The organism is Micromonospora sediminicola (genome assembly GCF_900089585.1).
Taxonomy (GTDB): domain Bacteria; phylum Actinomycetota; class Actinomycetes; order Mycobacteriales; family Micromonosporaceae; genus Micromonospora; species Micromonospora sediminicola.
The window spans coordinates 951,492-975,559 of record NZ_FLRH01000004.1 but is presented as its reverse complement, the minus strand read 5'-3'; the positions used below and the strand labels follow the sequence as shown (position 1 = coordinate 975,559).

Sequence of the window (24,068 nt, the reverse complement as noted above, 5' to 3'; positions counted from 1 at the left end):
GGGTCATGGAACCGGGTGCGTCCCTCGTCGCCGCGGCGACCAGGAACGCACCCGGATCAGGATGCTCAGGCGGGTACGGGGGCGAGGCGCTCGGCGGCCGGCTCGACGGGCTCGACCAGGTCCCGCTTGCCGGCGGAGTCGTACGCGGCCCGGTCGAGCGTGCCCTCGCGGGCGGCCACGATGGTCGGCACCACGGCCTGCCCGGCCACGTTGGTGGCGGTCCGCATCATGTCCAGGATCGGGTCGATGGCCAGCAGCAGGCCGGCGCCAGCCAGCGGCAGGCCCAGCGTGCTCAGGGTCAGCGTGAGCATGACGATCGCACCGGTCAGGCCGGCGGTGGCGGCCGAGCCGACCACCGAGACGAACGCGATCAGCAGGTAGTCGGTGACGCCGAGGTCGACGCCGAACACCTGCGCCACGAAGATCGCGGCCAGCGCCGGGTAGATGGCGGCGCAGCCGTCCATCTTCGTGGTGGCGCCGAACGGCACGGCGAAGGAGGCGTACTCGCGGGGGACGCCGAGGCGCTCGACCGAGCGCTGGGTCACCGGCATGGTGCCCACCGAGGAGCGGGACACGAAGGCCAGCTGGATGGCGGGCCAGGCGCCGGCGAAGAAGCGCAGCGGGTTGAGTCGGCCGGCCGCGGCGAGCAGCGCCGGGTAGACGACGAACAGCACCAAGGCGCAGCCGACGTAGACGGCGGTGGTGAACTTCGCGAGCGGGGCCAGCAGGTCCCAGCCGTACGAGGCGACGGCGTTGCCGATCAGGCCGAGGGTGCCGAGCGGGGCGAGCCGGATGACCCACCAGAGCGCCTTCTGCACGATGGTGAGCACCGCGCGGTTGAGCGACACGAACGGCTCGGCGGCGTCCCCGACGAGCAACGCGGCCGCGCCCACCACCAGGGCGAGGAAGACGATCTGCAGGACGTTGCCCTCGACGAAGGCGCCGACCGGGTTGGTCGGCACGATGCCGGTGAGGAAGTCGATCCAGGAGCCGGTGGTCTTCGGCGCGCTGGCGCCGGCCGGGTCCAGGTTGACGCCCCGGCCGGGGTTGGTGAGCAGGCCGAGGCCGATGCCGAGGCTCACCGCGATCAGCGCGGTGACGCCGAACCAGAGCAGCGTCTTGACGGCCAGCCGGGCGGCGTTGGCCACACCGCGCAGGCTGACCACGCTGACCACGATGGCGGTGAAGACCAGCGGCGGCACGGCCAGCTTGAGGAGCTGGACGAAGAGGCCGCCGACGGTGTCGAGGGTGCTGGTCAGCCAGGCGAGGTCGTTGGCGCGGGCGAGGAAGCCGAGCGCCACGCCGAGGACGAGGCCGAGCAGGATCTGCACGGAGAAGGGAATTTTGCGCAGGGCGGAAGCCATGAGATGCGTCCAAGGAGTCCGGGGCGGGTAGGGGGTCGTCGCGGGAGCGGAGCTACGCCGGACAGACGCCGCTGGCCTGCCGTCGGAGGTCGACGTACAGGCGCTCGGTGAGGCACCAGACATTGGTCATCGCCGGCCGACGTTACTCCCGTCGCGCCGTGGATGGAAGGACCGCTCCCCGTGAGGCCCCTTACACACGCAGAGGATCGCGGTGCCCAGACCCCACGCCGCGACCACCCCCAGCAGCACCCGCTCCAGCACCCCCACCAGCGCGCCCCGCCCGACCAGGAGCATGGCCAGCCCGACCGCGCCGGACAGCGGCAGCGCCAGCGCCGCGCCGAGCGCCGCGACCCGCCGCAACGCCGTACCGGCCGCCGGGGAGAGCAGCACCGCCAGCATGGCGAAGACCACCGCGGCGGTCGCCGCGATGCTGGCCCCGCCGTGCACCAGGTCGGCCACCGTGGCGGCCTCGAACGGTGGTAGCGGGCAGCCGGTGCTGCACGTGACCGCGCCGGAGAGCACCGTGGCGACGGCGCCGGTGCCGAGCAGCCCGGGCGCCGCGCGCACCGCCGGCGGCAGCGCCGCGGCGAGCAGCAGCAGCGCCGCGGCCAGGGCGAAGACCCCGATCCGGTACGTCCCGGCGTACCCGCTGTCGGTGACACCGGCCTCGCTGACGTACCCGGTCAGGCCCGGACCGGGGCCGGCGACCAGCGCGACCGTGACCGCGACCACGCCGGCCACCAGGCAGGCGGCGGCGGACCCGGCGGCGACCCGGCGCGAGGTGCGGTCAGCCACGCCCGTGCGGCGTGGTCCAGCCGGACAGGTCGGGACCGAGCGGCACGATCCGGGTGGGGTTGATCATGTCGTGGGTGGCGTAGTAGTGCCGCTTGATGTGGTCGAAGTCCACCGTCTCGCCGAAGCCGGGGGTCTGGAACAGGTCCCGGGCGTAGGCCCAGAGCACCGGCATCTCGGTCAGCTTCTGCCGGTTGCACTTGAAGTGCCCGTGGTAGGCCACGTCGAAGCGGACCAGCGTGGTGAACAGCCGGACGTCCGCCTCGGTGATCGCGTCCCCCATCAGGTAGCGCCGCCCGGCCAGCCGCTCGCCCAACGCGTCCAGCCGGGCGAACAGGGCCGTGAACGCCTCGTCGTACGCCTCCTGCGAGGTGGCGAAGCCGCACCGGTAGACGCCGTTGTTGACGTCCCGGTGGATCTCCGCCATCAGCGCGTCCATCTCCGGGCGCAGCTCGACCGGGTAGAGGTCCGGCGCGTCCGGGGCGTGGAACCGTCGCCACTCGGTGGAGAGGTCGAGCGTGAGCTGCGGGTAGTCGTTGGTGACGATCCGCCCGGTGAGCGTGTCGACCAGCGCCGGCACGGTCACCCGGCCGGTGTAGTCGGGATCGGTGGCGAGGTAGGCGTCGGAGAGGAAACCGATGCCCAGCACCGGGTCGAAGCCGTCCGGGTCGAGGGCGAACCGCCACCCGCGCTCGTCCCGGATCGGGTCGACGGTGCCCAGCGAGATCACCTCGTCCAGGCCGAGCAGGCTGCGCACGATCCGGGCCCGGTGCGCCCACGGGCAGGCCCGGCACCAGACCAGCCGGTACCGGCCGGCCTCCAGCGGCCACCGCCCCTGCTCGTCCGGCCCGCCGCCCTCCGGCGAGGTGGAGTGCGGAGTGACCCGCCCGGTGAACCGGTTGGGTTGGCGGACGAACGCGCCGCCGCCGCTGGTCTCTGCGCTGAACTGGGCCCCGGCCATGCCGCCAACCTATCCGCTGCGGGCGCGGATATCCTGGCGCCGGGTGCCCCCGTGACCCGGCGGGCGACCCGCCGACCGACCCCTTCCCACCCCCGAAGGACGTGCGCGCGATGACCGTGGCCTACCTCGTTGCCGGAGTTCGCACCCCGATCGGCCGGTACGCCGGCGCCCTCGCCGGGGTCCGCCCCGACGACCTGGCCGCGCACGTCATCCGCGAGCTGGTGACGCGCCACCCGTCCGTCGACTGGGCCCGCACCGACGACGTGATCCTCGGCTGCGCCAACCAGGCCGGCGAGGACAACCGCAACGTGGCCCGGATGGCCGCGCTGCTCGGCGGCCTGCCGCCGGAGGTGCCGGGCAGCACCGTGAACCGGCTCTGCGGGTCCGGCCTGGACGCGCTCGCCACCGCCGCCCGGGCGATCGTGGCCGGCGAGGCCGACCTGCTGGTGGCCGGCGGCGTGGAGAGCATGAGCCGCGCGCCGTTCGTGATGCCGAAGGCGGCCACGCCGTTCGCCCGCACCGCCGAGGTCTACGACACCACCATCGGCTGGCGGCTGGTGAACCCGCTGATGGAACGCGGCTGGGGCATCGACTCGATGCCGGAGACGGCGGAGAACGTGGCCGCCGAGTACGGCGTGGACCGGGCGGCGCAGGACGCGTTCGCGTACCGCTCGCAGCAGCGGGCCGCGAAGGCGCAGGCCGACGGCCGGCTGGCCGAGGAGATCGTGCCGGTGACCGTGCCGGCCGGCAGGCGGGAGACGAAGCTGGTCGAGGTCGACGAGCACCCGCGGGAGACGTCGCTGGAGAAGCTGGCCGCGCTGCCCACCCCGTTCCGGTCCGGTGGCACGGTGACCGCCGGCAACTCCTCCGGCGTCAACGACGGCGCGGTCGCGCTGCTGGTCGCCTCCGCGGCCGCCGTCGAGCGCTACGGCCTCACCCCGCTGGCCCGGGTACGCGGCGCGGCGGCGGCCGGCGTGCCGCCGCGGATCATGGGGATCGGCCCGGTCCCGGCCACCCGGAAGCTGCTCGACCGCCACGGCGTGGACCTCGCCGACGTCGACGTGGTGGAACTGAACGAGGCGTTCGCCGCGCAGTCCGTGGCCGTGCTGCGGGAGCTGGGCCTGCCCGAGGACGCCGAGCACGTCAACCCGAACGGCGGGGCGATCGCGCTGGGTCACCCGCTGGGCGCCAGCGGCGCCCGGCTGGCGTTGACCGCCGCGCTGGAGCTGCGGCGTCGGGGTGGCCGGCGGGCGCTGGCGACCATGTGCGTCGGCGTCGGGCAGGGCATCTCGATGCTGCTGGAGTCGGCCGACTGAGCCCGACCGGCGGCATCGCCGCCGGTGGATCTCCCGTTGCTGGTCGTCCGCGCCTAGAGTGGGCTGGACCACATGATCCGCCTCGTGGCGGCGAACGACCTGGGGGACCGAGCGATGCAGACGCCGGACGGACTTCCCGCCGAGATCGACCTGACCCGGCCGAGCGCCGCCCGGGTCTACGACTACTTCCTCGGCGGCGCGCACAACTTCGAGATCGACCGGCAGCTCGCCGAGCAGATCGCGGCCATGACGCCCAACCTGGCGGCCACCATGCGCTCCGGGCGGGAGTTCCTGCGCCGGGCCGTCCGGGTGCTGCTCGACGCCGGCATCGACCAGTTCCTCGACATCGGTTCCGGCATTCCCACCGTGGGCAACGTGCACGAGGTCGCCCAGGCCGCCAACACGCAGGCCCGCATCGTCTACGTGGACATCGACCCGGTCGCGGTGGCGCACAGCCACGAGCTGCTGGCCGGCAACGACCGGGCCACCGCGATCCTGGCCGACCTGCGGGAGCCGAAGCTGATCCTGGACCAGGCCCGGGCCAGCGGCCTGATCGACTTCGACCGGCCGCTGGGCATCCTGCTCGCCGGCGTGGTGCACTTCATCCCGGACGCGGACCGTCCGGCCGACATCCTGGCCACCCTGCGGGCCGCCGCCGCACCGGGCAGCTTCCTGGTCGTGTCGCACTCCACCTTCGAGGACCAGCCGCAGGAGATGCTGGACGCGCAGCGGCTGTCGGCGCGTACCGCCACCGAGATCACGCTCCGCTCGCGGGCCGAGATCACCGGCTTCTTCGGCGACTGGACGATCCTCGAACCGGGCGTGGTGCACATGCCGCTGTGGCGGCCCGACTCGCCGTCCGACGTGGACGAGCACCCGGAACGCTTCGGGGCGTTCGGTGGCGTGGCCCGGCACGACCGCGCTGCCGGCTGAGCCGACATGCGCACCCCGGAGAACGACGGGGGTGACGTCAGCCGTCCCGGCGCCGCCGCGTACGCCGCGGAATGGGCCCGGGCGGTGCGACGCATCGGGTTCGTGCCGCTGAGCGCGGTCGAGACCGAGCGTCTGCTGGTGCCGCTCACCGAGCGGCTGGGCCGGGCGTTGCTCGCCCCGACCTTCTCCGCCCGGCCGGCGGAGGAGGTCGGGCGTGCCCTGGTCGAGGCGCACCTCACCGAGCCCGGCGTGCTCGACTGGTCGGTGCAGGCCCTCGGCGACCGGTTCCTGCCCTGGGTGCTGCCGGCCCGGGAGGAGTCGCCCGAGCTGCGGGAACGGGTCGCGCTGTTGCAGGGCGCGCTCGCCGCCGGGTTCGCCCGGGCCCTGCGCGACCGGGTGTTCAGCCAGCAGGAGCGGATCGCCCGTTCCGCCTGGCAGGCCCGGGACACCGTGGAGCAGGCGCTGCGCGACAGCGAGGCACGCTTCCGGGCGGTCTTCACCGGCGCGGCCATCGGCATCGGCATCGCCGGCGTCGACGGGCAGATCATCGAGGTGAACCAGTCCTTCGCGGACATGCTCGGCTACACCGTCGGCGAGCTGCGGCGGATCAACGTGGCCGCGTTGTTCCACGCCGACGACGCGGCCGGCATGTGGGAGGTCTACCAGGAGCTGATCGAGGGCAAGCGGGACAGCGCCCGGGTGGAGAAGCGCTACTACCGCAAGGACGGCAGCGTGGTCTGGACCGACCTGGCCGTCTCGCTCATCCGCTACGACGACGGCCGTCCCCGCTTCACCGTCGCCATGATCGAGGACATCACCCAGCGGTACGAGCTGCAGCAACGACTGCGCTTCCAGGCGTTGCACGACCCGCTGACCGGGCTGCCCAACCGGACGCTGTTCTTCGAGACGTTGGGCGACGTCTTCGACGCGGCCGGGCCGGAGCAGCGCGTCGGGCTCTGCTTCATCGACCTGGACGGCTTCAAGGCGGTCAACGACAGCCTCGGCCACGACCTGGGCGACCGGCTGCTCAAGGTGATCGCCCGGCGGCTGAGCGACTGCGTGGCCGGTCGGGGGCACCTGGTGGCCCGGATGGGCGGGGACGAGTTCGTCATCCTGGTCGACTCCGACGGCGGCATCGACGACGCGGTGGAGGTGGCCGAGCTGGCCCTGGCCGCGGTCTCCGCGCCGGTGCACGTGGGTGACCAGCAGCTCGCCGTCTCGGCCAGCATCGGCATCGTGGAGTGCCCGGCGGCGGAGACCAGCGTCGCGGAGCTGATGAAGGCCGCGGACACCACGCTCTACTGGGCCAAGGCCGAGGGGCGGGGCCGCTGGGCGGTGTACGACCCGGAGCGCAGCGCCGCCGACATCGCCCGCTCCTCGCTGGCGTCGAACCTGCCGGCCGCGCTGGACCGGGGCGAGTTCGTGCTGCACTACCAGCCGATCGTGTCCCTGCTGGACGGCACGATGGTGGCGGTCGAGGCGCTGGTCCGCTGGCAGCACCCGGAGCTGGGGCTGCTCGGGCCGGACCGGTTCATCGGGCTGGCCGAGGAGACCGGCCTGATCGTCCGGCTCGGCGCCTGGGTGCTGCGCCAGGCCTGCCGGGACGCGGAGGGCTGGCGGCGGGCGTTCCCGTCGACCACGCCGGTGGTGAGCGTCAACCTGGCCGCCCGGCAGGCCGACGACCCGGCCATCGTGGAGACCGTGGCCGAGGCGTTGCAGCACACCGGGCTGCCCGCCGCGCTGCTCCAGCTGGAGCTGACCGAGAGCGCGGTGATGGGCAGCGCGGGCGAGCCGCTGCGTGCCCTGCACCAGCTCGCCGACCTCGGGCTGCGGCTGGCCATCGACGACTTCGGCACCGGCTACTCGAACCTGGCGTACCTGCGCCGGCTGCCGATCCACTGCGTGAAGCTGGCCGGCCCGTTCGTCGAGGGGATCCGGGGCGACGGCGCGGACGCGGTCGCCGACCACCGGGACGAGCGGATCGTCGACGCGCTGGTCCGGCTGGCCCACGCGCTGGAGCTGTCGGTGACGGCCGAGGCGGTGGAGACCGAGGTGCAGGCCGAACGGTTGCGGGCGCTGCGCTGCGACACCGGGCAGGGCCGCCTGTTCGGCGCCCCCATGCCCGCCGACGGCATCCGCGCCCGCCTGGAGGGGTAAGGAAGGGCCCCCTGTTAACGCTTCCGGTAGAGGCGGGGGCCCCGCTTAACACCTCGATCACGCAGCGCCTGTGCAGAGAAGAGAGAGAACTCGTGAGTCTGAGCGATTCGCAGGCAGTGGTGTCGGTGGTGGCCGCGCTGGCGATCCTGGCCGGCCTGGCCGGGGTGGTGGTGCCGGGGCTGCCGGCGCTGCCGCTGTGCTGGGGCGGCGTGCTGGTCTGGGCGATCTTCGCCGACGCCGGCCCGGGCCGCTGGGCGGTGCTCGCCGCCGCCACCGTGGTCGCCGCCGGCGGCACCGTGGTCAAGTACCTCTGGCCGGGGCGGAACCTCAAGCGCACCGGCGTACCCACGTCGTCGCTGCTGGCCGGGGGACTGCTCGGCCTGGTCGGGTTCTTCGTGATCCCGGTGGTCGGTCTGCCGATCGGCTTCATCGGCGGCATCTGGGGCGCGGAGCGGCTGCGGCTGGGCAGCAACCAGCTGGCCTGGCCGGCGACGGTGCAGGCGCTCAAGGCGGCCGGGTTGTCCATGCTCGTCGAGTTCTCCGCCGGCCTGGTGATCGCCGCGCTCTGGGTGGCGGGCCTGCTGTTCGCCTGACCCGCGGTTCCCCGTCGCGGGGGAGCGCCCTGGCTCGCCGGCGGGAGGCCGTCGGCCGGGCGGATTCCTAGCGTCGGTGGCATGGTTCTCCTCCGCCCCGCCGCCGACGCGCGGACGGCCCGGGTCCGGGCGCTGCTGCTCCTGTCGCGTCCGTGGTTCTGGCCGCTCGGCTGGGCCGCCGCGTACGCCGGCTCGGTGCTCGCCACCCACCGCTGGCTGCCGCCGGCGGCGACGCTGCCGCGCTCGCTGGCCGCCCTGGTGGTGCTCGGGCCGTTGCTCTGGACCGCCGTGCTCGCCGTCAACGACCGGTACGACCTGCCCAGCGACCGGCGGAACCGGCGCAAGGCCAGCGCCCCACTGGTCACCGGCCTGCTCACCGCGGCCGATCTGATGCGCTGGCACCACGGGGCCGCCCTCGCGGCGCTCGTGCTCGCCGCCACGGCGGTCGGACCGGCCTTCGCCCTCGGCACGGCGGTCGTGCTGCTGCTCGGGTGGCTCTACAGCGCGCCGCCGGTGCGACTGAAGACCCGGCCGGGCCTGGACGTCGCCGCCAACGCCCTCGCCGTCGGGGTCCTCGCGCCACTGGCCGGCTGGTCCCTGCACCGGCCGGTCACCGGCTACCCGCTCCTCGTGGCGCTGCTGGGCCTGTTCCTGGTCGCCGCGCTCTACCTGCCGACGACCGTGCTGGACGTCGCCGCCGACCGCGTCGCCGGGGACGTCACCGCGGCGGTGCGCTGGGGTACGCGGGCGTGTCGACGCGCCGGCCTGGTCCTCTGGTCGGCGGCGACCGTGGTGTGGCTCGCGGTCTGCCACCTCGACCTGCTGGTCCGGCGGGAGTCGTGGCTGCTTCAGGACCTGTGGGCGCCGGTGCTGGTCGCCGGCTACGCCGTCGCCGTCCGTCGGCCCACCATCGCCCGGCTGGCCGGGGTCTGCCTGCTCTTCGCGGTGCCGGCCGCCGACTTCCTCACCGCCTGGATCACCGTCGGCCGGACGTGAGAGTGCGGCGGCGCGGGGCGTCCGGGGGTACGGCGGATCGCCGTACATCAGTGAGAGAGAGGTGGACGCCGCGCGCCGCCGCGGACCGGGCGTTGCCGAGCGCCCGGCGCCGGCCCGTCGGGTCGGGCCTGGTCACGGCTTCAAGCATGCCCCGGGCGGGAAGCGGGGACAACGCAATTACCCGGGACGCGTATTGACCACCTTGATCGGCGGGAGCAGACTGCGAGCACTCGTACGGGGACTTCGCCTCGAGGAGGTGTGCAGTGGCCACGACGCCCGCGCCGACCGCCGAGCAGCCGATGGACGACGACGCCCGACGACTCGCCGAACTCGGCTACAAGCAGGAGTTGCGCCGCAAGTGGAGCGGCTTCTCCAACTTCGCCATCTCGTTCTCCATCATCTCGATCCTGGCCGGCTGCTTCACCACGTTCGGCCAGGCGTGGAACAACGGCGGCCCGGTGGCGATCTCCTGGGGCTGGCCGCTGATCTCGCTGTTCATCCTGATCATCGGGTTCTGCCTGGCCGAGCTGGTCTCGGCGTATCCCACGGCGGGCGGGATCTACTGGTGGGCGGCGACCATGGGCCGGCCGGTGCACGGCTGGTTCACCGGCTGGCTCAACCTGATCGGGCTGGTCGCGGTGACCGCGTCGGTCGACTACGGCTGCGCCACGTTCCTCAACCTGACGCTGTCGGCGCTGTTCGACGGCTGGGCCGGCACCGGCCACCAGACGTTCGGGCTGTTCGTGGTGATCCTCGCCCTGCACGGGCTGATCAACATCTACGGGCACCGGATCATCGACGTACTCCAGAACGTCTCGGTCTGGTGGCACGTGGCCGGCGCGGCCGCGGTGGTGCTGATCCTGGTCCTGGTCCCGGACGACCACCAGAGCTTCCGCTTCGTGTTCACCGAGCGGTTCAACAACTCCGGCTTCGGCGACGGGGACACCGGCGGGCTGGCGTTCTGGTTCTACATCCTGCCGCTGGGCTTCCTGCTCACGCAGTACACGATCACCGGCTTCGACGCCTGCGCGCACGTCTCCGAGGAGACCCGGGGCGCGTCCAAGGCCGCCGCGCAGGGGCTGTGGCGGTCGATCTTCTATTCCGCCGTCGGCGGCTGGATCCTGCTGCTCGCGTTCCTGTTCGCGGCCACCGACGTGGACGCGATCAACTCCGCGGGCGGGTTCTCCGGGGCGATCTTCGAGACCGCGCTGACGCCGTTCTTCTTCAAGGCCGTCATCATCATCTCCACCATCGGGCAGTTCTTCTGCGGGATGAGCTGCGTGACCTCGATGTCGCGGATGGCGTACGCGTTCAGCCGGGACCGGGCGGTGCCCGGCTGGCGGCTGTGGTCGAAGGTCAACCGCAACGGCACGCCGGTCAACGCCATCATCGGCGCCACGCTGGCCGGGCTGGTGCTCACCCTGCCCGCGCTCTACCAGCGCGGCGGCATCCCGGTCGCGTTCTACGCGGTGGTGTCGGTGGCGGTGATCGGGCTCTACCTCTCCTTCATCATCCCGATCTTCCTGCGGCTGCGGATGGGGGACCGGTTCACCCCGGGGCCGTGGACGCTCGGCCGGCGCTACCGGCTGCTCGGCTGGATCGCGGTGGTGGAGATCGCGATCATCTCGGTCTACTTCGTCCTGCCGATCGTCCCGGCCGGCGTGCCGGGTCACCCCGACTTCTCCTGGACCGCGGTGAACTACGCCCCACTGGCGATCGGTGGCGTGCTGCTCGGCGTCGCGATCTGGTGGTACGCCTCGGCCCGCAGGTGGTTCACCGGCCCCCGTCGTACGGTCGAGGAGCAGGCTCCCACCCCGCCGGCCTGACCCCGACGCGCGCGGGTCGTGCGGCGGCGGTCGGTGGACGGGACCGCCGGGCCGACAGGTTGCCTTCGAGTGCGCTCGAACTCGTAACGTCGGGTTCGACGACCGGAGCCGGAGGCGGCCCGCACCGACCGGGGCGTGAACCTGAGGAGAGACGGATGACCACCGACACCATTCCCACCCGGCAGCTCTGGACCGACGGGCCCACCGTCGGCGCCGTCGGACTCGGCTGCATGGGTATGACCTGGGCCTACGGTGACGACCCCGGGGCGGAGGACCCGGACCAGGTCATCGGCCACGCTCTCGACCTCGGGGTCACCTTCCTCGACACCGCCGACATGTACGGCCCCTTCACCAACGAGGAGGTCGTCGGCAGGGCCGTCGCCGGCCGGCGCGACGAGGTCGTCCTCGCCACCAAGGGCGGCAACGTCGTCACCGACACCGACGGGGACAACTTCCCCATCGTGCAGGACGGCCGGCCCGAACACCTGCGGCAGGCCATCGACGCGTCCCTGCGCCGGCTCGGAGTCGACCACGTCGACCTGTACTACCTGCACCGGCCCGACCCGAACGTCCCCGTCGAGGACAGCATCGGCGCCATGGCCGAGATGGTCGCCGCCGGCAAGGCCCGTGCCCTCGGGGTTTCCGAGTTCACCGTCGACCAGCTCGACCGCGCCCACGCCGTACACCCGATCAGCGCCGTCCAGTCGGAACTGTCCCTGTGGACCCGCGACCACCTCACCACCAGCCTCGACTGGTGCGTCCGCCACGGTGCCGCGTTCGTGCCGTTCTCCCCGCTCGGCCGCGGATTCCTCACCGGCCGATACCGGGACACCGTCTTCGCCGCCGACGACTTCCGCGGCCGCCTGCCCCGTTTCCACCAGGACAACCGCGCCGCCAACCTCGCCCTCGTCGACCGGGTCGAAGCCATCGCCGCCCGGCACCACGCCACCGCCGGACAGGTGGCCCTCGCCTGGACCCTGGCCCAGGGCGACCACGTCGTGCCGATCCCCGGTACCCGTCGCCGCGCCCGGCTCGACGAGAACGCCGCCGCCGCCCGGCTCCGGCTCACCGACACCGACCTGGCGGAACTCGACGCTCTGCCGGCACCCGCCGGCACCCGCTACTGACCTGGGCGCCACCGGCGACCGACGGGCTGTCCGCGTACCCCAGGGGTCTCAGGCCGAGGGCTGGCGGTGGGTGGGCGGGAAGCGGAGGACGCGGTCGTCGTCGGCCGCCGGCGGGACGCCGCGCGGCTCGCGGTTGCTGGTGGTCACCCAGAGCGCGCCGTCCGGGGCGACCGCCACGGTACGCAGGCGGCCGTACGTCCCGACCAGTTCCGCCACCGGTACGCCGACGTTGCCGGCGGCGTCGACCGGGATCGCCCAGAGCCGGGTGCCGCGCAGCGCGGCCACATAGAGCGTGCCCCGGCTGAACGCGGCGCCGCTCGGTGAGGCCTGGGCGGGCGGCCAGACGACCACCGGGTCCCGGAACCGGGGGTCGCCGGCGACGCCCTCCACGATCGGCCAGCCGTAGTTGCCGCCCGGCACGATCCGGTTCACCTCGTCCCAGGTGCTCTGGCCGAACTCGGTGGCGAACAGCCGGCCGCCGCGGTCCCAGGCGAGCCCCTGCACGTTGCGGTGGCCGTAGCTGTAGACCGGCGAGCCGGGGAACGGGTTGTCCGCCGGCACGCCGCCGTCCGGGCGGATCCGCAGGATCTTGCCGTTGCGGCTGGTCAGGTCCTGGGAGCGGGCGGGCACCCCGGCGTCGCCGACACCGGCGTAGAGCATGCCGTCGGGGCCGAACGCGATCCGCCCGCCGTCGTGGGAGGTGGCCCGAGGGATGCCACTGACCAGCACCTGCGGGGCCCGGTCCGACCGGAGCCGGAACCGGACGACCCGGATGTCGGTGGCGGTGGTGTAGCAGGCGTAGACCCAGCGGTCCCGGCGGTAGGTGGGGGAGACCGCGAGCCCGAGCAGGCCCGCCTCGCCGCCGGCCACCACGTCGGGGATCCGGGCGACCTGCCGGGCCGGGCGGCCGGGACGGATCCGCAGGATCGTGCCCTGGTTCCGCTGCGCCACCAGCGCGCTGCCGTCGGGCAGGAAGCCCAGGCCCCACGGCACCTCCAGCCCGGTGGCGACCACCCGGGGACGGGTCAGGTCGGGCCCGGATCCGACGGTCCGCCGACCGACGGCGCGCAGGTCGAACGGGACCGGCCGCCGGTCGACCGCGCCGGCGGCGGTGGCGGAGCGCTCAGGTGCGGCGGCGGGTTGCCGGTCGGCTCGGGCGTCGGTGGCGCCCAGTGCGATCACGAGGACGGCGGCGACGGCCGCGACGATCCGACGACGCATGTGCACTCCTGGCGTTTCGCCCCCGACCTCGTCGGGGCATTGACGGTGATCCGGTTTGCCAGTAGACCTTGGTGATGGAGGCCCCCTGATGAAGAGAACGCCGCTCTCGCTGGAACAGTTGCGGGTCGCCGTCACTGAGGGTGAGATCGACACGGTGGTGCTCGCCCTCACCGACATGCAGGGCCGGTTGCAGGGCAAGCGGTTCCACGCGCCGTTCTTCCTCGACCAGGTGGTCACGAACGGCAGCGAGGGATGCAACTACCTGCTCGCCGTGGACGTGGACATGAACACCGTCGACGGGTACGCGATGTCGAGCTGGGAACGCGGCTACGGCGACTTCGCCATGCGCCCCGACCTGGACACGCTGCGCCGGATGCCCTGGCAGCCCGGCTCCGCGCTGCTGCTGGCCGACCTGGAGTGGCTGGACGGCTCCGGCCCGGTGGTCGCCTCGCCCCGGCAGATCCTGCGCCGGCAGCTCGACCGGCTGGCCGCGCACGGGCTGACCGCGTACGCCGGCACCGAGCTGGAGTTCGTGCTCTACCGCGACTCGTACGAGCAGGCGTGGTCGCGCGGCTACCGCGACCTGACCCCGGCCAACCAGTACAACGTGGACTACTCGCTGCTCGGCACCGCGCGGGTGGAGCCGCTGCTGCGCCGCATCCGCACCGAGATGGCCGCCGCCGGGCTCACCCCGGAGAGCGCCAAGGGCGAGTGCAACCTCGGCCAGCACGAGATCGCCTTCCGCTACGACGAGGCGGTGCGCTGCGCCGACCACCATGTCATCTACAAGAACGGCGCCAAGGAGATCGCCGCCCAGGAGGGCATGGCGATCACGTTCATGGCCAAGCCGAACGAGCGGGAGGGCAACTCCTGCCACATCCACTTCTCGCTGCGCGACGCCGCCGGCAAGTCGGCGATGCTGGGCGACGGGCCGGCACACCTGAGTGTGACCGGGCAGCGGGTGCTGGCCGGGCTGCTCGCCACCATGCGCGAGTTCAGCCTGCTGTTCGCGCCGAACATCAACTCCTACAAGCGTTACCAGCCGGGCTCCTTCGCGCCGACCGCGCTGCGCTGGGGCACCGACAACCGCACCTGCGCGCTGCGGCTGGTCGGGCACGGGCAGGGGATGCGGGTGGAGAACCGGGTGCCGGGGGCGGACGTCAACCCGTACCTGGCGATCGCCGCGCTGGTGGCCGGCGCGGTGCACGGCATCGAGAACGAGCTGGAGCTGGCGGACGAGTGCACCGGCAACGCGTACGACGACCCGGAGGCCGAGCGGGTCCCCGGCACGCTGCGCGACGCGCTCGACCTGTGGCAGCGCTCGGAGGTGGCCCGGGCGGCGTTCGGCGACGAGGTGGCAGACCACTACGCCAACCAGGCGAAGGTCGAGCTGACCGCCTTCGACGCCGCCGTCACGGACTGGGAGCTGCGGCGTGGCTTCGAACGCCTCTGACCCCGCCGCCCCGCTCTCCGCGATCTTGCACTTGTGGCCCGTAACTCGCGGCATGGGTGGCTTTTGTCCGGGCACCAACTGCAAGATCGCCGAAGAGGGGGGCGGGCGTGGGTGAGGTGATTTCGCCGGTTGACGGGGGGCGGATCGGGGAGGTCGCGTCCGCGACCGTGGCGGACGTGGATGCCGCCATCGCGCGGGCGGCTGCCGCGTTCGAGACGTGGCGTCGGGTGGCGCCGGGCGACCGGGGGCGGCTGCTGCGGAGGTTCGCCGCCCAGGTCGACGCGCATCTGGAGGAGTTGGCCCTCCTGGAGGTGCGCAACGCCGGGCACACCATCGGCAACGCGCGTTGGGAGGCCGGCAACGTCCGTGACGTGCTCGACTACTACGCGGGCGCGCCGGAACGGCTGACCGGCCAGCAGATCCCGGTGCCCGGCGGGCTCGACGTCACGTTCCACGAGCCGCTCGGCGTGGTCGGCGTGATCGTGCCGTGGAACTTCCCGATGCCGATCGCCGGCTGGGGATTCGCCCCCGCGCTCGCGGCCGGCAACACGGTGGTGCTCAAGCCGGCCGAGCTGACCCCGCTGACCGCGCTGCGCCTGGCCGAGCTGGCCCGCGACGCCGGGCTGCCCGACGGCGTGTTCACCGTGCTGCCCGGGCCGGGCGGCGTGGTCGGCGAACGGTTCGTCACCCACCCGGCCGTCCGCAAGATCTGCTTCACCGGCTCCACCGAGGTCGGCACCCGGATCATGGCCGGCTGCGCCGCCCAGGTGAAGCGGGTGACGCTGGAACTGGGCGGCAAGTCGGCGAACATCGTCTTCGCCGACGCCGACCTGGCGAAGGCGGCGGCCACCGCCCCGTCCGCGGTCTTCGACAACGCCGGCCAGGACTGCTGCGCCCGCTCCCGGATCCTGGTCCAACGCCCGGTGTACGACCGCTTCCTGGAACTGCTCGAACCGGCCGTGCGGGCGTTCCGGGTGGAGGACCCGGCCCGCGAGACCGCCGAGATGGGCCCGCTGATCTCCGCCGGGCACCGGGACCGGGTCGCCGGGTACGTCGACGACGCGGACGTGGCCTTCACCGGCTCGTGCCCCGACGGCCCCGGCTTCTGGCACGCCCCGACCGTGCTGCTCGCCGGCTCCCCGGCGGACCGGCACTGGCGGGAGGAGATCTTCGGCCCGGTCGTCTCGGTGCTCCCGTTCGACGACGAGGCGGACGCGATCCGGCTCGCCAACGACACCGAGTACGGCCTCTCCGGCTCGATCTGGACCCGGGACGTGGGCCGTGCCGTCCGGGTGGCCCGGGCGGTGGAGTCGGGCAATCTGAGCGTCAACTCGCACTCCTCGGTGCGTTACTGGACCCCGTTCGGCGGGATGAAACGCTCCGGCCTCGGCCGCGAGCTGGGCCCGGACGCGCTGCACGCCTTCACCGACGTCAAGAACGTGTTCATCGGCACCGAGGAGTGATCACAGTGCAGGGACGGCTTCAGGACCGGGTGGCCGTGGTGACCGGCGCGGGCAGCGGCATCGGGCTGGCCACCGTGCGGCGCTTCGCCGCCGAGGGGGCCCGGGTGGTCTGCGTGGACATCGACGCCGACGCCGGCACCCGGGCGGCGCGGGAGGTGAACGGGGAGTTCGTCGCCGCGGACGTGGCCGACGAGACGGCGGTCCGTGACCTCTTCGACGGCGTGGTGGACCGGCACGGCCGGGTGGACGTCGCCTTCAACAACGCCGGCATCTCCCCGCCCGACGACGACTCCATCCTGGAGACCGGGCTGGACGCCTGGGAGCGGGTGCTGCGGGTCAACACCACGAGCGTCTACCTGTGCTGCAAGCACGTCATCCCGCACATGCGCCGGCAGGGCAAGGGCTCGATCATCAACACCGCCTCGTTCGTGGCGCTGATGGGCGCCGCCACGTCGCAGATCGCGTACACGGCGAGCAAGGGCGGGGTGCTGGCGATGACCAGGGAGTTGGGCGTGCAGTTCGCCCGCGAGGGCATCCGGGTCAACGCGCTCTGCCCCGGGCCGGTGGCCACCCCGCTGCTGCTGGACCTGTTCGCCAAGGACCCGGAGCGGGCCGCCCGGCGTCTCGTGCACGTGCCGATGGGCCGGTTCGGGGACCCGACCGAGATCGCCGCCGCGGTGGCGTTCCTGGCCAGCGACGACGCCTCGTTCATGACCGCCGCGCAGTTCGTGGTCGACGGCGGCATCACCGGCGCGTACGTGACGCCACTGTGAGCGCGAGGAGTGAGCCGGGGTTGCGAGCCCCGCAGTCGCGATCCGGGCCAGCGCTGTGAGCGCGAGGAGTGAGCCGGGGTTGCGAGCCCCGCAGTCGCGATCCGGGCCAGCGCTGTGAGCGCGAGGAGTGAGCCGGGGTTGCGAGCCCCGCAGTCGCGATCCGGGCCAGCGCTGTGAGCGCGAGGAGTGAGCCGGGGTTGCGAGCCCCGCAGTCGCGAACCGGGCCAGCACTGTGAGGCGACGGCCGGTCATCGGCGTCACCGCGTACGTCGAGCCGGCCGGCTGGGCGGTGTGGCGGGACGTGCCGGCGACGCTGGTGCCGCACGCGTACGTACGGGCGGTGACCGCGGCGGGCGGCCGGGCGGTGGTGCTGCCCCCGGACGACGTCGACGCCGACGTGCTCGGGCTGCTGGACGGGCTGCTGCTGGCCGGCGGCGCGGACGTCGGCCCGGAGCGCTACGGGCAGCCGCCCGACCCGCGCACCGAGAGCCGGCCGGACCGCGACGCCGGCGAGGTGGCGCTGCTGACCGCCGCGCTCGCCGCCGACCTGCCGGTGCTGGGCGTGTGCCGGGGGATGCAGCTGCTGGCCGTCGCGTACGGCGGCAGCCTGCACCAGCACCTGCCGGACGTGGTCGGGCACGACGGGCACCGGCCGGCCCCCGGGGTCTACGGGTCGCACCCGGTGCGCTTCGCCCCGGGCAGCCGGGCCGGGACGGTGATGGCCGGTGTGGACCGGGTCAACTCGTACCATCACCAGGCGGTGGCCGACCCCGGCGGCCTGGCGGTCACCGGCTGGGCCGACGACGGGGTGGTGGAGGCGCTGGAGGATCCGGCGCGGCGCTTCGTGCTCGGCGTGCAGTGGCATCCGGAGAACGAGGCCGATCCTCGGCCGGTCACGGCGCTGGTCCAGGCCGCGGTGTCGCGCAGATCACAGCCGGCCGGCCCGGGGCCCCGCCCGACTCGCCCCCGCCCGCCGGTTACGTCAGGATGAGGCGGAGGTAACCAGCGTCCGCCGGTGCCGGTGCGTTACGTTGCTCCTCCGCCGGGGTAGTAGGCGGGGACGGTCGGCGTAACCACGCCGGCCGTCGTGGACATGGCCGGAGCGGGAGGCTGCATGGGCTCGGCCCAGGGGGGCGGGGACGTCGGTCGATCGTCCCCGGCGGCCGGCGAGGCGTCTTTCCCACCGTTGCTGACCGCGGCGTTCGCCGCCGGCGGCGAGATGGGCGAGCGGCTGCGCGGCTTCGACTGGGCCACCACCCCGCTCGGCACCCCGGACCGCTGGCCGGCCGCGCTCTGCCACGCGGTGAGCACCATGCTGGCGTCCCGCGCCCAGATGGTGGTCTTCTGGGGTGCGGAGCACCGGGCCTTCTACAACGACGCCTACCGGCCCACCATCGGCGACAAGCACCCGGCGGTGATCGGGCAGTCCGCCCGGCTGCACTGGGCCGAGACCTGGGACGTCCTCGGCCCGCTGCTCGACGGGGTGCGCGGCACCGGCGTGCCCTACCGGGGCGAGAACCATCCCTTCGTGATCAACCGGCACGGCTTCCTGGAGGACGTCTACTTCGACGTCTCGTACGACCCGATCCGGGACGCCGACGGCACCGTCGAGGGGATCTTCTGCTTCGTCAACGAGACCACCGGCCGGGTGCTCGGCGAGCGCCGGCTGCGGGCCCTGGCCGAGCTGGGCAACGAGCTGGGCGACGTGCCGAGCACGCTCGAACTGGGCCGGGCCGTCGCCCGGGTGCTCGACGCCCACCGGGACGACGTGCCGTTCAGCGCGCTCTGGCTCACTGAGCCCGGCGGCGCCGCCGTGCTCGCCGGCTGCACCGGCATGGACCCGGCCACGGTCGCCGGGCCGCCCCCGGGAATGAGCGCCGGCGAGGAGCTGACCGCGCCGCGCTGGATCGCCACCGCCGACCTGCCCGCCGCCGTCCCGGCCGACGCCGCCGACCAGGCGCTGCTGCTGCCGCTGACCGCCACCAACGAGCCGGCCGGAGTGCTGCTGCTCGGGGTGTCCCGCCGGCTCCCGTTCACCGACGACTACCGCGACTTCGTCGACCTGGTCGCCGCGCAGGTCTCCCGGGCGGTCGGCAAGCAGCGGGCGTACGAGCAGGAGCGGGCCCGGGCCGCCGAGCTGGCCGCGCTCGACCGCGCCAAGACCAACTTCTTCGCCAACGTGAGCCACGAGTTCCGCACCCCGCTCACCCTGGTCCTCGGTCCGCTGGAGGACATGCTCGCCGACCGGGAGCTGCCCGACCGCTACCTCGATCGCCTGACCATGATGCACCGCAACGGGCTGCGCCTGCTCAAGCTGGTCAACACCGTGCTCGACTTCTCCCGGCTGGAGTCCGGCCGGCTGGCCGCCCGCTACCAGCCCACCGACCTGGCCGACTACACGTCAAGGCTGGCCAGCACGTTCCGCTCGGCCACCGAACGGGCCGGACTGCGCCTGGTGGTCGACTGCCCGCCGCTGCGCGCGCCGGTCTACGTGGACCGGGACATGTGGGAGAAGATCGTCCTCAACCTGATCTCGAACGCGGTCAAGTTCACCTTCGACGGCGAGATCCGGGTCCGGGTCCGTTCCGGCGACGGGGCCGCCGTGCTGGAGGTGACCGACACCGGCGTCGGCATCGCGCCGCAGGAGCTGCCGCAGGTCTTCGAGCGGTTCCACCGGGTGGCGGGTGCCCGCTCCCGTACCCACGAGGGCACCGGCATCGGGCTCGCCCTGGTCCGTGAGCTGGTCGAGATGCACGGCGGCACGGTGACCGCGAGCAGCGTCGTCGACCGGGGCACCACCTTCACGGTGACCGTGCCGTTCGGCTACGCGCACCTGCCCGCCGACCGGGTGTCCGCGCTGTCCCCGGTGCCGCTGAGCGAGCCGGAGCAGGCCCGGCTCCACGTCGCCGAGACGGCGCTCTGGACCGACGAGGTGGCCCGACCGGCCGGGCTGCCCGAGCCGTCCGGGACGCCGGGCGCCGCCGGCCGGATCCTGGTCGCCGACGACAACCCCGACCTGCGCGAGCACGTCGGCCGGCTGCTCTCCCCGGCCTACGGGGTGGTGGCCGTGCCGGACGGCGTGGAGGCGCTGCGACTGGCCGTCGACACCCCGTTCGACCTGGTGCTCAGCGACGTGATGATGCCCCGGCTGGACGGCTTCGGGCTGGTCGCCGCGCTGCGCGCCAACCCGGTCACCCGGCACGTGCCGATTGTGCTGCTCTCCGCGCGGGCCGGCGCCGCCGAGGAGGTCGCCGGCCTCTCGGCCGGCGCGGACGACTACCTGACCAAGCCCTTCTCCAGCCAGGAACTGGTCGCCCGGGTCCGGGCCAACGTCGAGCTGGGACAGTTGCGCGGGCAGATCATCCGCCGGCTGCGGGCGCTCGCCGACGCCGCGGTGGCGATCAACACCGCCCGGTCCACCGCCGAGGTGGTCCGGGTCGCCGCCCGGCACGCGCTCACCCTGGCCGAGGCGGACCGGGTGCTGGTCACCGCGACGGGCGCCCGCCACGAGGAGGACGCCGGCGGCGACCTGCCCGCCGAGCCGTCAGTGGTGCTGCCGCTGACCGGGACCACCGGCGAGCAGCTCGGCGAGCTGCGGGTGTGGCGGGGCGAGGGCGGCGGCGCCGAGCAGGCGGCGCTGACCGAGCTGGCCCGGCTGGTCGGCGTACGGCTGGAGAACGCCCAGCTCTACGAGGCCGAGCACCGGATCGCCACCACGCTCCAGCACAGCCTGCTGCCGCGTACGCTGCCGCAGCTGCCCGGCGCGGTGGTGGCCAGCCGTTACCTGCCCGGCAGCGCGGACGTCGAGGTCGGCGGCGACTGGTACGACGTGATGGGCGCGCCCGACGACGAGATGGTGCTCGTCATCGGCGACGTGGTCGGCAAGGGCGTGCGGGCCGCCGCCGCGATGGGCCAGCTCCGCAACGCGCTGCGGGCGTACGTCCTGGAGGGCTACGACCCGGGCGAGGCGCTGACCCGGCTCAACCAGCTGGTCCACTCCACCGGCAGCGGCTCCTTCGCCACGGTGGTCTGCCTCAGCTTCTCCCCGCGCGACGGCCGGCTGCGGTACGCCAGCGCGGGTCACCCCTCGCCCCTGCTGATCCGAGGAGACGACGTGGCGTTCCTGCACGATCGGGCCCTCGGACCGCCGGTCGGGGCGATCCCCGGCACCACCTACCGGACCGTCGAGGGCGAACTCGCCCCCGGCGGCCGGTTGCTGCTCTACACCGACGGTCTGATCGAGGACCGGACGGCCGGCATCGACGCCGGGCTCGGGCAGCTGCGGCGCGACGCGACCGCGCGCGGCGAGCACGTAGCCGACCTGGTGGACGCGGTGGTGGAACGGGTCGCGGGGCGGACCCGGCACGACGACGTGGCGGTGCTCGCGCTGGAGGCGGCCGAGTTGAACCGCTTCGCGCTGCGCCTGCCCGCCGACCCGACCCGACTCAGCGTGCTGCGCAAGCGGCTGGAGGACTTCCTCGTCGCCCACCAGGTCGGCGAGACGGACCTGTTCGACCTCACCGTGGCGATCTCCGAGGCCGCGGCGAACGCGATCGAGCACCCGATCGACCCGGTCGACCCGTCGATCGAGGTGGAGGTGACCATCGCGGACCGCACGGTCACGGCGACGATCCGGGACAGCGGGCGGTGGCGCGAGTCCAGCGGGTCGAGCTTCCGCGGGCGCGGGCTGGCGCTGATCCAGGCGCTCGGGGAGATGAGCGTGACCCGCACCGAGGACGGCACCGAGCTGACGCTGCGCCGCCGGCTGACCGGGACGGACTGAGCGTCGGCCTCCCCGTCGGTCACCTTCGGGGCAGGCGGGTGGCGAGATCCCGCACCGCCGCGCGGTACGTCTCGTCGAACCGGAACAGGTGGCGTTCGATCGGTGGAGGCACGGTGTCGCCGGGCGCGATGGTCAGCGCCGCCGGGTCGCGTACCAGTCGATCGACGCCGGCGGCGGGATCGTCCGACGCCCTCCGGTCCGAGGGGAAGACCGGACCGCCGACCGGGTCGGTGCGGCGCCACAGGTTGGTCCAGCGCCAGTCGAGGTCGGCGCCGATCCGCCGCAGCATCACGTCGTTGATGTAGGCGGGGAACACGCGGGCGTAGAGCCGCTGCAGCGGGGACGCGAAGGTGAGCAGCGCGAGCCGGGAGCGCGTGGCCGGGGGAAGTTGCAGGGCGGTCACGGCCGCGAGGACGCTGCCGTGACTCTGCCCGGCGAGGACGACGGTGTCCCCGGTGGCGATCAGGTGGCGGACCCGGCGGGTCAGGTCGGGCACGGCCCGTTCGGAGTAGCAGGGCGCGGCGAGCGGGTGGGCGCCCCGCGGCCAGAAGGTCGCCAGTTCCCACAGGATGCCGATCAGGCGGATGCCCCTGGACCGGTAGGCGAACAGGCCGAGAACGCCCAGCAGGAGGGCGAAGGTGCCGATCAGGTAGGCGCCGACGTCGGTGACGAAGACGACCGGCCGCGCCAGTGGTTCACCGCCGAGCAGACGGGCCAGGTCACCGGGGCCGTCGTGCACGATCGCCGATCCCGCGGCACCGAGCGCGATGGTCGCCAGCGCGGCGTACGCGGCCGGCGCCAGCGGCCCGAGCTTGTCCGCCAACTGTGCCGAGACGACCGCGTCGCGTACGGCGTGCACGCGTGCGGGAGGCACCCGGTCCAGGTCGGCGTACTCGGCCCGCAGGGTCCGCATGACCGCGGCCCGGCGCGCCGACCGTCGCCAGAGTCTGCGGGTCAGGACGACGACCGCCGCGAGGACCACCGCCAGGAAGAACCCCAGGGCAGCCCAGCGGAAGGCCACGGGTGGAGTGAGCGGCGGAGCCCCTGGTGGAGTGGGACGCGCCGGAGTGGGGCTGGATCCGCGGTCGAGGTAGTCGGCGGAGAGATAGACCAGGCCGGAGGAGTAGGAGACGGCGAACCCGATCGCGACGAGGATGAGCACCGGCGCCGCGAGCCCGCGCAGCACGGCGGACCCGTTGACATGGTGCCGCCGGGCCGAGACGACCAGGGCGGCCAGCGCGGTCAGCAGCGCCATCTGACTGACGTACACGGTCGCCACGAGCACGTCGTAGCCGGGCAGGTTGTCCGCGGCGTTCCAGGAGTCCCGCGGGACGAGCGAGTAGGCGAGAACGGCTGCGGTCAGGATGCCCGAGGTGCGAGCCAGCGCCCGGGTCACGGCGGTGGTGCGGGCGGTGCTGGTGCGACGCTCGATGCCCGGCAGGCAGCAGATGGCCATCGCCGCCGCGGTGACGAGCAGCACGGCGGCGAACAGGAGGTAACCGGCGAACCGTCGGTCGTGCGGCACCAGCGCGCTGAGGACGGCAGTGTCGAGCGTGCCCAGGGCCGCCACCAGGTGAACGGCGCGGAGATGTCGGACCAGACTGCGGTTGTCCCAGAACGCGGGGTCGTCCAGGCCCTCGATCTCGGTGTCCCCGCCGTCGGGCGCCCCGGTCTCGGGCAGTTGCCAGGTCCGGCTACCCAGGCGCCACAGCGCGGTGATCGCCGCCAGCGGGAGCAGGGCGAGGATGGCGAGTTCCCAGCCGGCGGGCAGCCCGGCCAGCCAGGAGACGAAACGGCGGTCCTGGTAGCAGCGCGGATAACTCAGGCACTGCCAGGCGAGCAGATCGAGAGCCACGCCGACGACCGCCAGCACGTACATCATGGTCAGCGAGACGCACAGGAGCCGGACCACCGCACGGGCCGGCGCTCCGGCACGACCGGTCAACGGCAGGGCCCAGAGCGCGATGTTGCCGAGCATGAAGGGCAGCAGCAACACCAGGGAGAACGTCCGACCCGCCGTTCCGCCGGTCAGGCCGTTCCACCGGTAGGCCTCCAGACGCACGTTCCCGGCCGGCTGCTGGTCCTCCGGGCCGGCGCCAGGACGGTAGAAGCCCGCCTCCACGTCACCGGCGACGAGATGGGCGGGCCGCTCGCCCAGGATCCGGTCGGAGCTGTAACCACCCACGCCGTGCACCCGCAACTCGATCAGACCCACCCAGCCACCGCTTCCGCGTCGAGGACGCGGGTGCCTACCCCTTCACCACCGGGACATGCGCGGGTGATCCCGCCGTCCAGCCTCGGTTTCCGCCC

17 protein-coding genes are annotated in these 24,068 nt (G+C 73.5%); 12 read left to right on the top strand and 5 right to left on the bottom strand.

The window, feature by feature from the left end; all coding sequences use genetic code 11:
• Positions 1-65: 65 nt before the first annotated feature.
• From GA0070622_RS25975 to GA0070622_RS25965, 3 genes are all read right to left on the bottom strand, one after another.
• Positions 66-1,352, bottom strand: coding sequence for a dicarboxylate/amino acid:cation symporter (locus tag GA0070622_RS25975; RefSeq protein WP_176558896.1), 1,287 nt, complete (start codon positions 1,350-1,352; stop codon positions 66-68).
• Positions 1,353-1,490: 138 nt separating this feature from the next.
• Positions 1,491-2,159: a DUF998 domain-containing protein gene (locus GA0070622_RS25970; protein ID WP_091580078.1), complete on the bottom strand. Its 669-nt coding sequence runs from the start codon at positions 2,157-2,159 to the stop codon at positions 1,491-1,493.
• Positions 2,152-3,117: a glutathione S-transferase family protein gene (locus GA0070622_RS25965; RefSeq protein ID WP_091580074.1), complete on the bottom strand. Its 966-nt coding sequence runs from the start codon at positions 3,115-3,117 to the stop codon at positions 2,152-2,154. The genes GA0070622_RS25970 and GA0070622_RS25965 overlap by 8 nt, the downstream gene beginning before the upstream one ends.
• Positions 3,118-3,227: 110 nt before the next feature.
• Here GA0070622_RS25965 and pcaF point away from each other — a divergent pair, with 110 nt between their 5' ends.
• The 7 genes from pcaF to GA0070622_RS25930 all read left to right on the top strand — a co-directional run bounded on the left by pcaF (position 3,228) and on the right by GA0070622_RS25930 (position 12,065).
• Positions 3,228-4,433 carry a 3-oxoadipyl-CoA thiolase gene (gene pcaF, locus GA0070622_RS25960; RefSeq protein ID WP_091580068.1) on the top strand — a complete coding sequence of 402 codons (1,206 nt, stop codon included), beginning with the start codon at positions 3,228-3,230 and terminating at the stop codon, positions 4,431-4,433.
• 114 nt (positions 4,434-4,547) lie between these two features.
• Positions 4,548-5,366 (top strand): SAM-dependent methyltransferase, encoded by an 819-nt coding sequence (locus GA0070622_RS25955; protein ID WP_091584013.1) that lies wholly within the window; start codon positions 4,548-4,550, stop codon positions 5,364-5,366.
• A 6-nt stretch (positions 5,367-5,372) separates the two neighbouring features.
• Positions 5,373-7,523 (top strand): putative bifunctional diguanylate cyclase/phosphodiesterase, encoded by a 2,151-nt coding sequence (locus GA0070622_RS25950; protein ID WP_091580065.1) that lies wholly within the window; start codon positions 5,373-5,375, stop codon positions 7,521-7,523.
• A gap of 92 nt (positions 7,524-7,615) precedes the next feature.
• Positions 7,616-8,116, top strand: a complete 501-nt coding sequence (locus GA0070622_RS25945; protein WP_091580062.1) for a DUF456 domain-containing protein — start codon at positions 7,616-7,618, stop codon at positions 8,114-8,116.
• A gap of 81 nt (positions 8,117-8,197) precedes the next feature.
• The gene (locus GA0070622_RS25940) at positions 8,198-9,112 is read left to right on the top strand and encodes a UbiA family prenyltransferase (protein WP_091580058.1); all 915 of its coding nucleotides are present in this window, start codon (positions 8,198-8,200) and stop codon (positions 9,110-9,112) included.
• Between the two features lie 263 nt (positions 9,113-9,375).
• Positions 9,376-10,938 (top strand): amino acid permease, encoded by a 1,563-nt coding sequence (locus GA0070622_RS25935; protein WP_091580053.1) that lies wholly within the window; start codon positions 9,376-9,378, stop codon positions 10,936-10,938.
• Positions 10,939-11,093: 155 nt separating this feature from the next.
• On the top strand, positions 11,094-12,065 hold the full coding sequence (locus tag GA0070622_RS25930; protein ID WP_091580050.1) for an aldo/keto reductase: 972 nt from the start codon (positions 11,094-11,096) through the stop codon (positions 12,063-12,065).
• A 48-nt stretch (positions 12,066-12,113) separates the two neighbouring features.
• On the opposite strand, the gene GA0070622_RS25925 is transcribed toward GA0070622_RS25930, so the two are convergent.
• A complete protein-coding gene (locus GA0070622_RS25925; RefSeq protein ID WP_091580047.1) occupies positions 12,114-13,286 on the bottom strand; it encodes a PQQ-dependent sugar dehydrogenase in 1,173 nt (390 codons plus the stop codon).
• 88 nt (positions 13,287-13,374) lie between these two features.
• Here GA0070622_RS25925 and GA0070622_RS25920 point away from each other — a divergent pair, with 88 nt between their 5' ends.
• The 5 genes from GA0070622_RS25920 (at position 13,375) to GA0070622_RS25900 (ending at position 21,758) form a co-directional block, all read left to right on the top strand.
• Complete coding sequence (locus GA0070622_RS25920) at positions 13,375-14,739, top strand: glutamine synthetase family protein (RefSeq protein WP_091580044.1); 1,365 nt, start codon at positions 13,375-13,377, stop codon at positions 14,737-14,739.
• Between the two features lie 107 nt (positions 14,740-14,846).
• On the top strand, positions 14,847-16,202 hold the full coding sequence (locus GA0070622_RS25915) for an aldehyde dehydrogenase family protein (protein ID WP_091580041.1): 1,356 nt from the start codon (positions 14,847-14,849) through the stop codon (positions 16,200-16,202).
• A 5-nt stretch (positions 16,203-16,207) separates the two neighbouring features.
• Entirely contained in the window at positions 16,208-16,975 is a 768-nt protein-coding gene (locus tag GA0070622_RS25910) for a 3-oxoacyl-ACP reductase (protein ID WP_091584009.1), read from the top strand.
• 232 nt (positions 16,976-17,207) lie between these two features.
• On the top strand, positions 17,208-17,966 hold the full coding sequence (locus tag GA0070622_RS25905) for a gamma-glutamyl-gamma-aminobutyrate hydrolase family protein (RefSeq protein ID WP_091580038.1): 759 nt from the start codon (positions 17,208-17,210) through the stop codon (positions 17,964-17,966).
• A gap of 123 nt (positions 17,967-18,089) precedes the next feature.
• Positions 18,090-21,758 (top strand): SpoIIE family protein phosphatase, encoded by a 3,669-nt coding sequence (locus tag GA0070622_RS25900; protein WP_091580033.1) that lies wholly within the window; start codon positions 18,090-18,092, stop codon positions 21,756-21,758.
• A gap of 19 nt (positions 21,759-21,777) precedes the next feature.
• Here the strand turns inward: GA0070622_RS25900 and GA0070622_RS32715 are convergent, their stop codons facing one another.
• Complete coding sequence (locus GA0070622_RS32715; protein WP_176558839.1) at positions 21,778-23,973, bottom strand: hypothetical protein; 2,196 nt, start codon at positions 23,971-23,973, stop codon at positions 21,778-21,780.
• Positions 23,974-24,068: the final 95 nt, after the last annotated feature.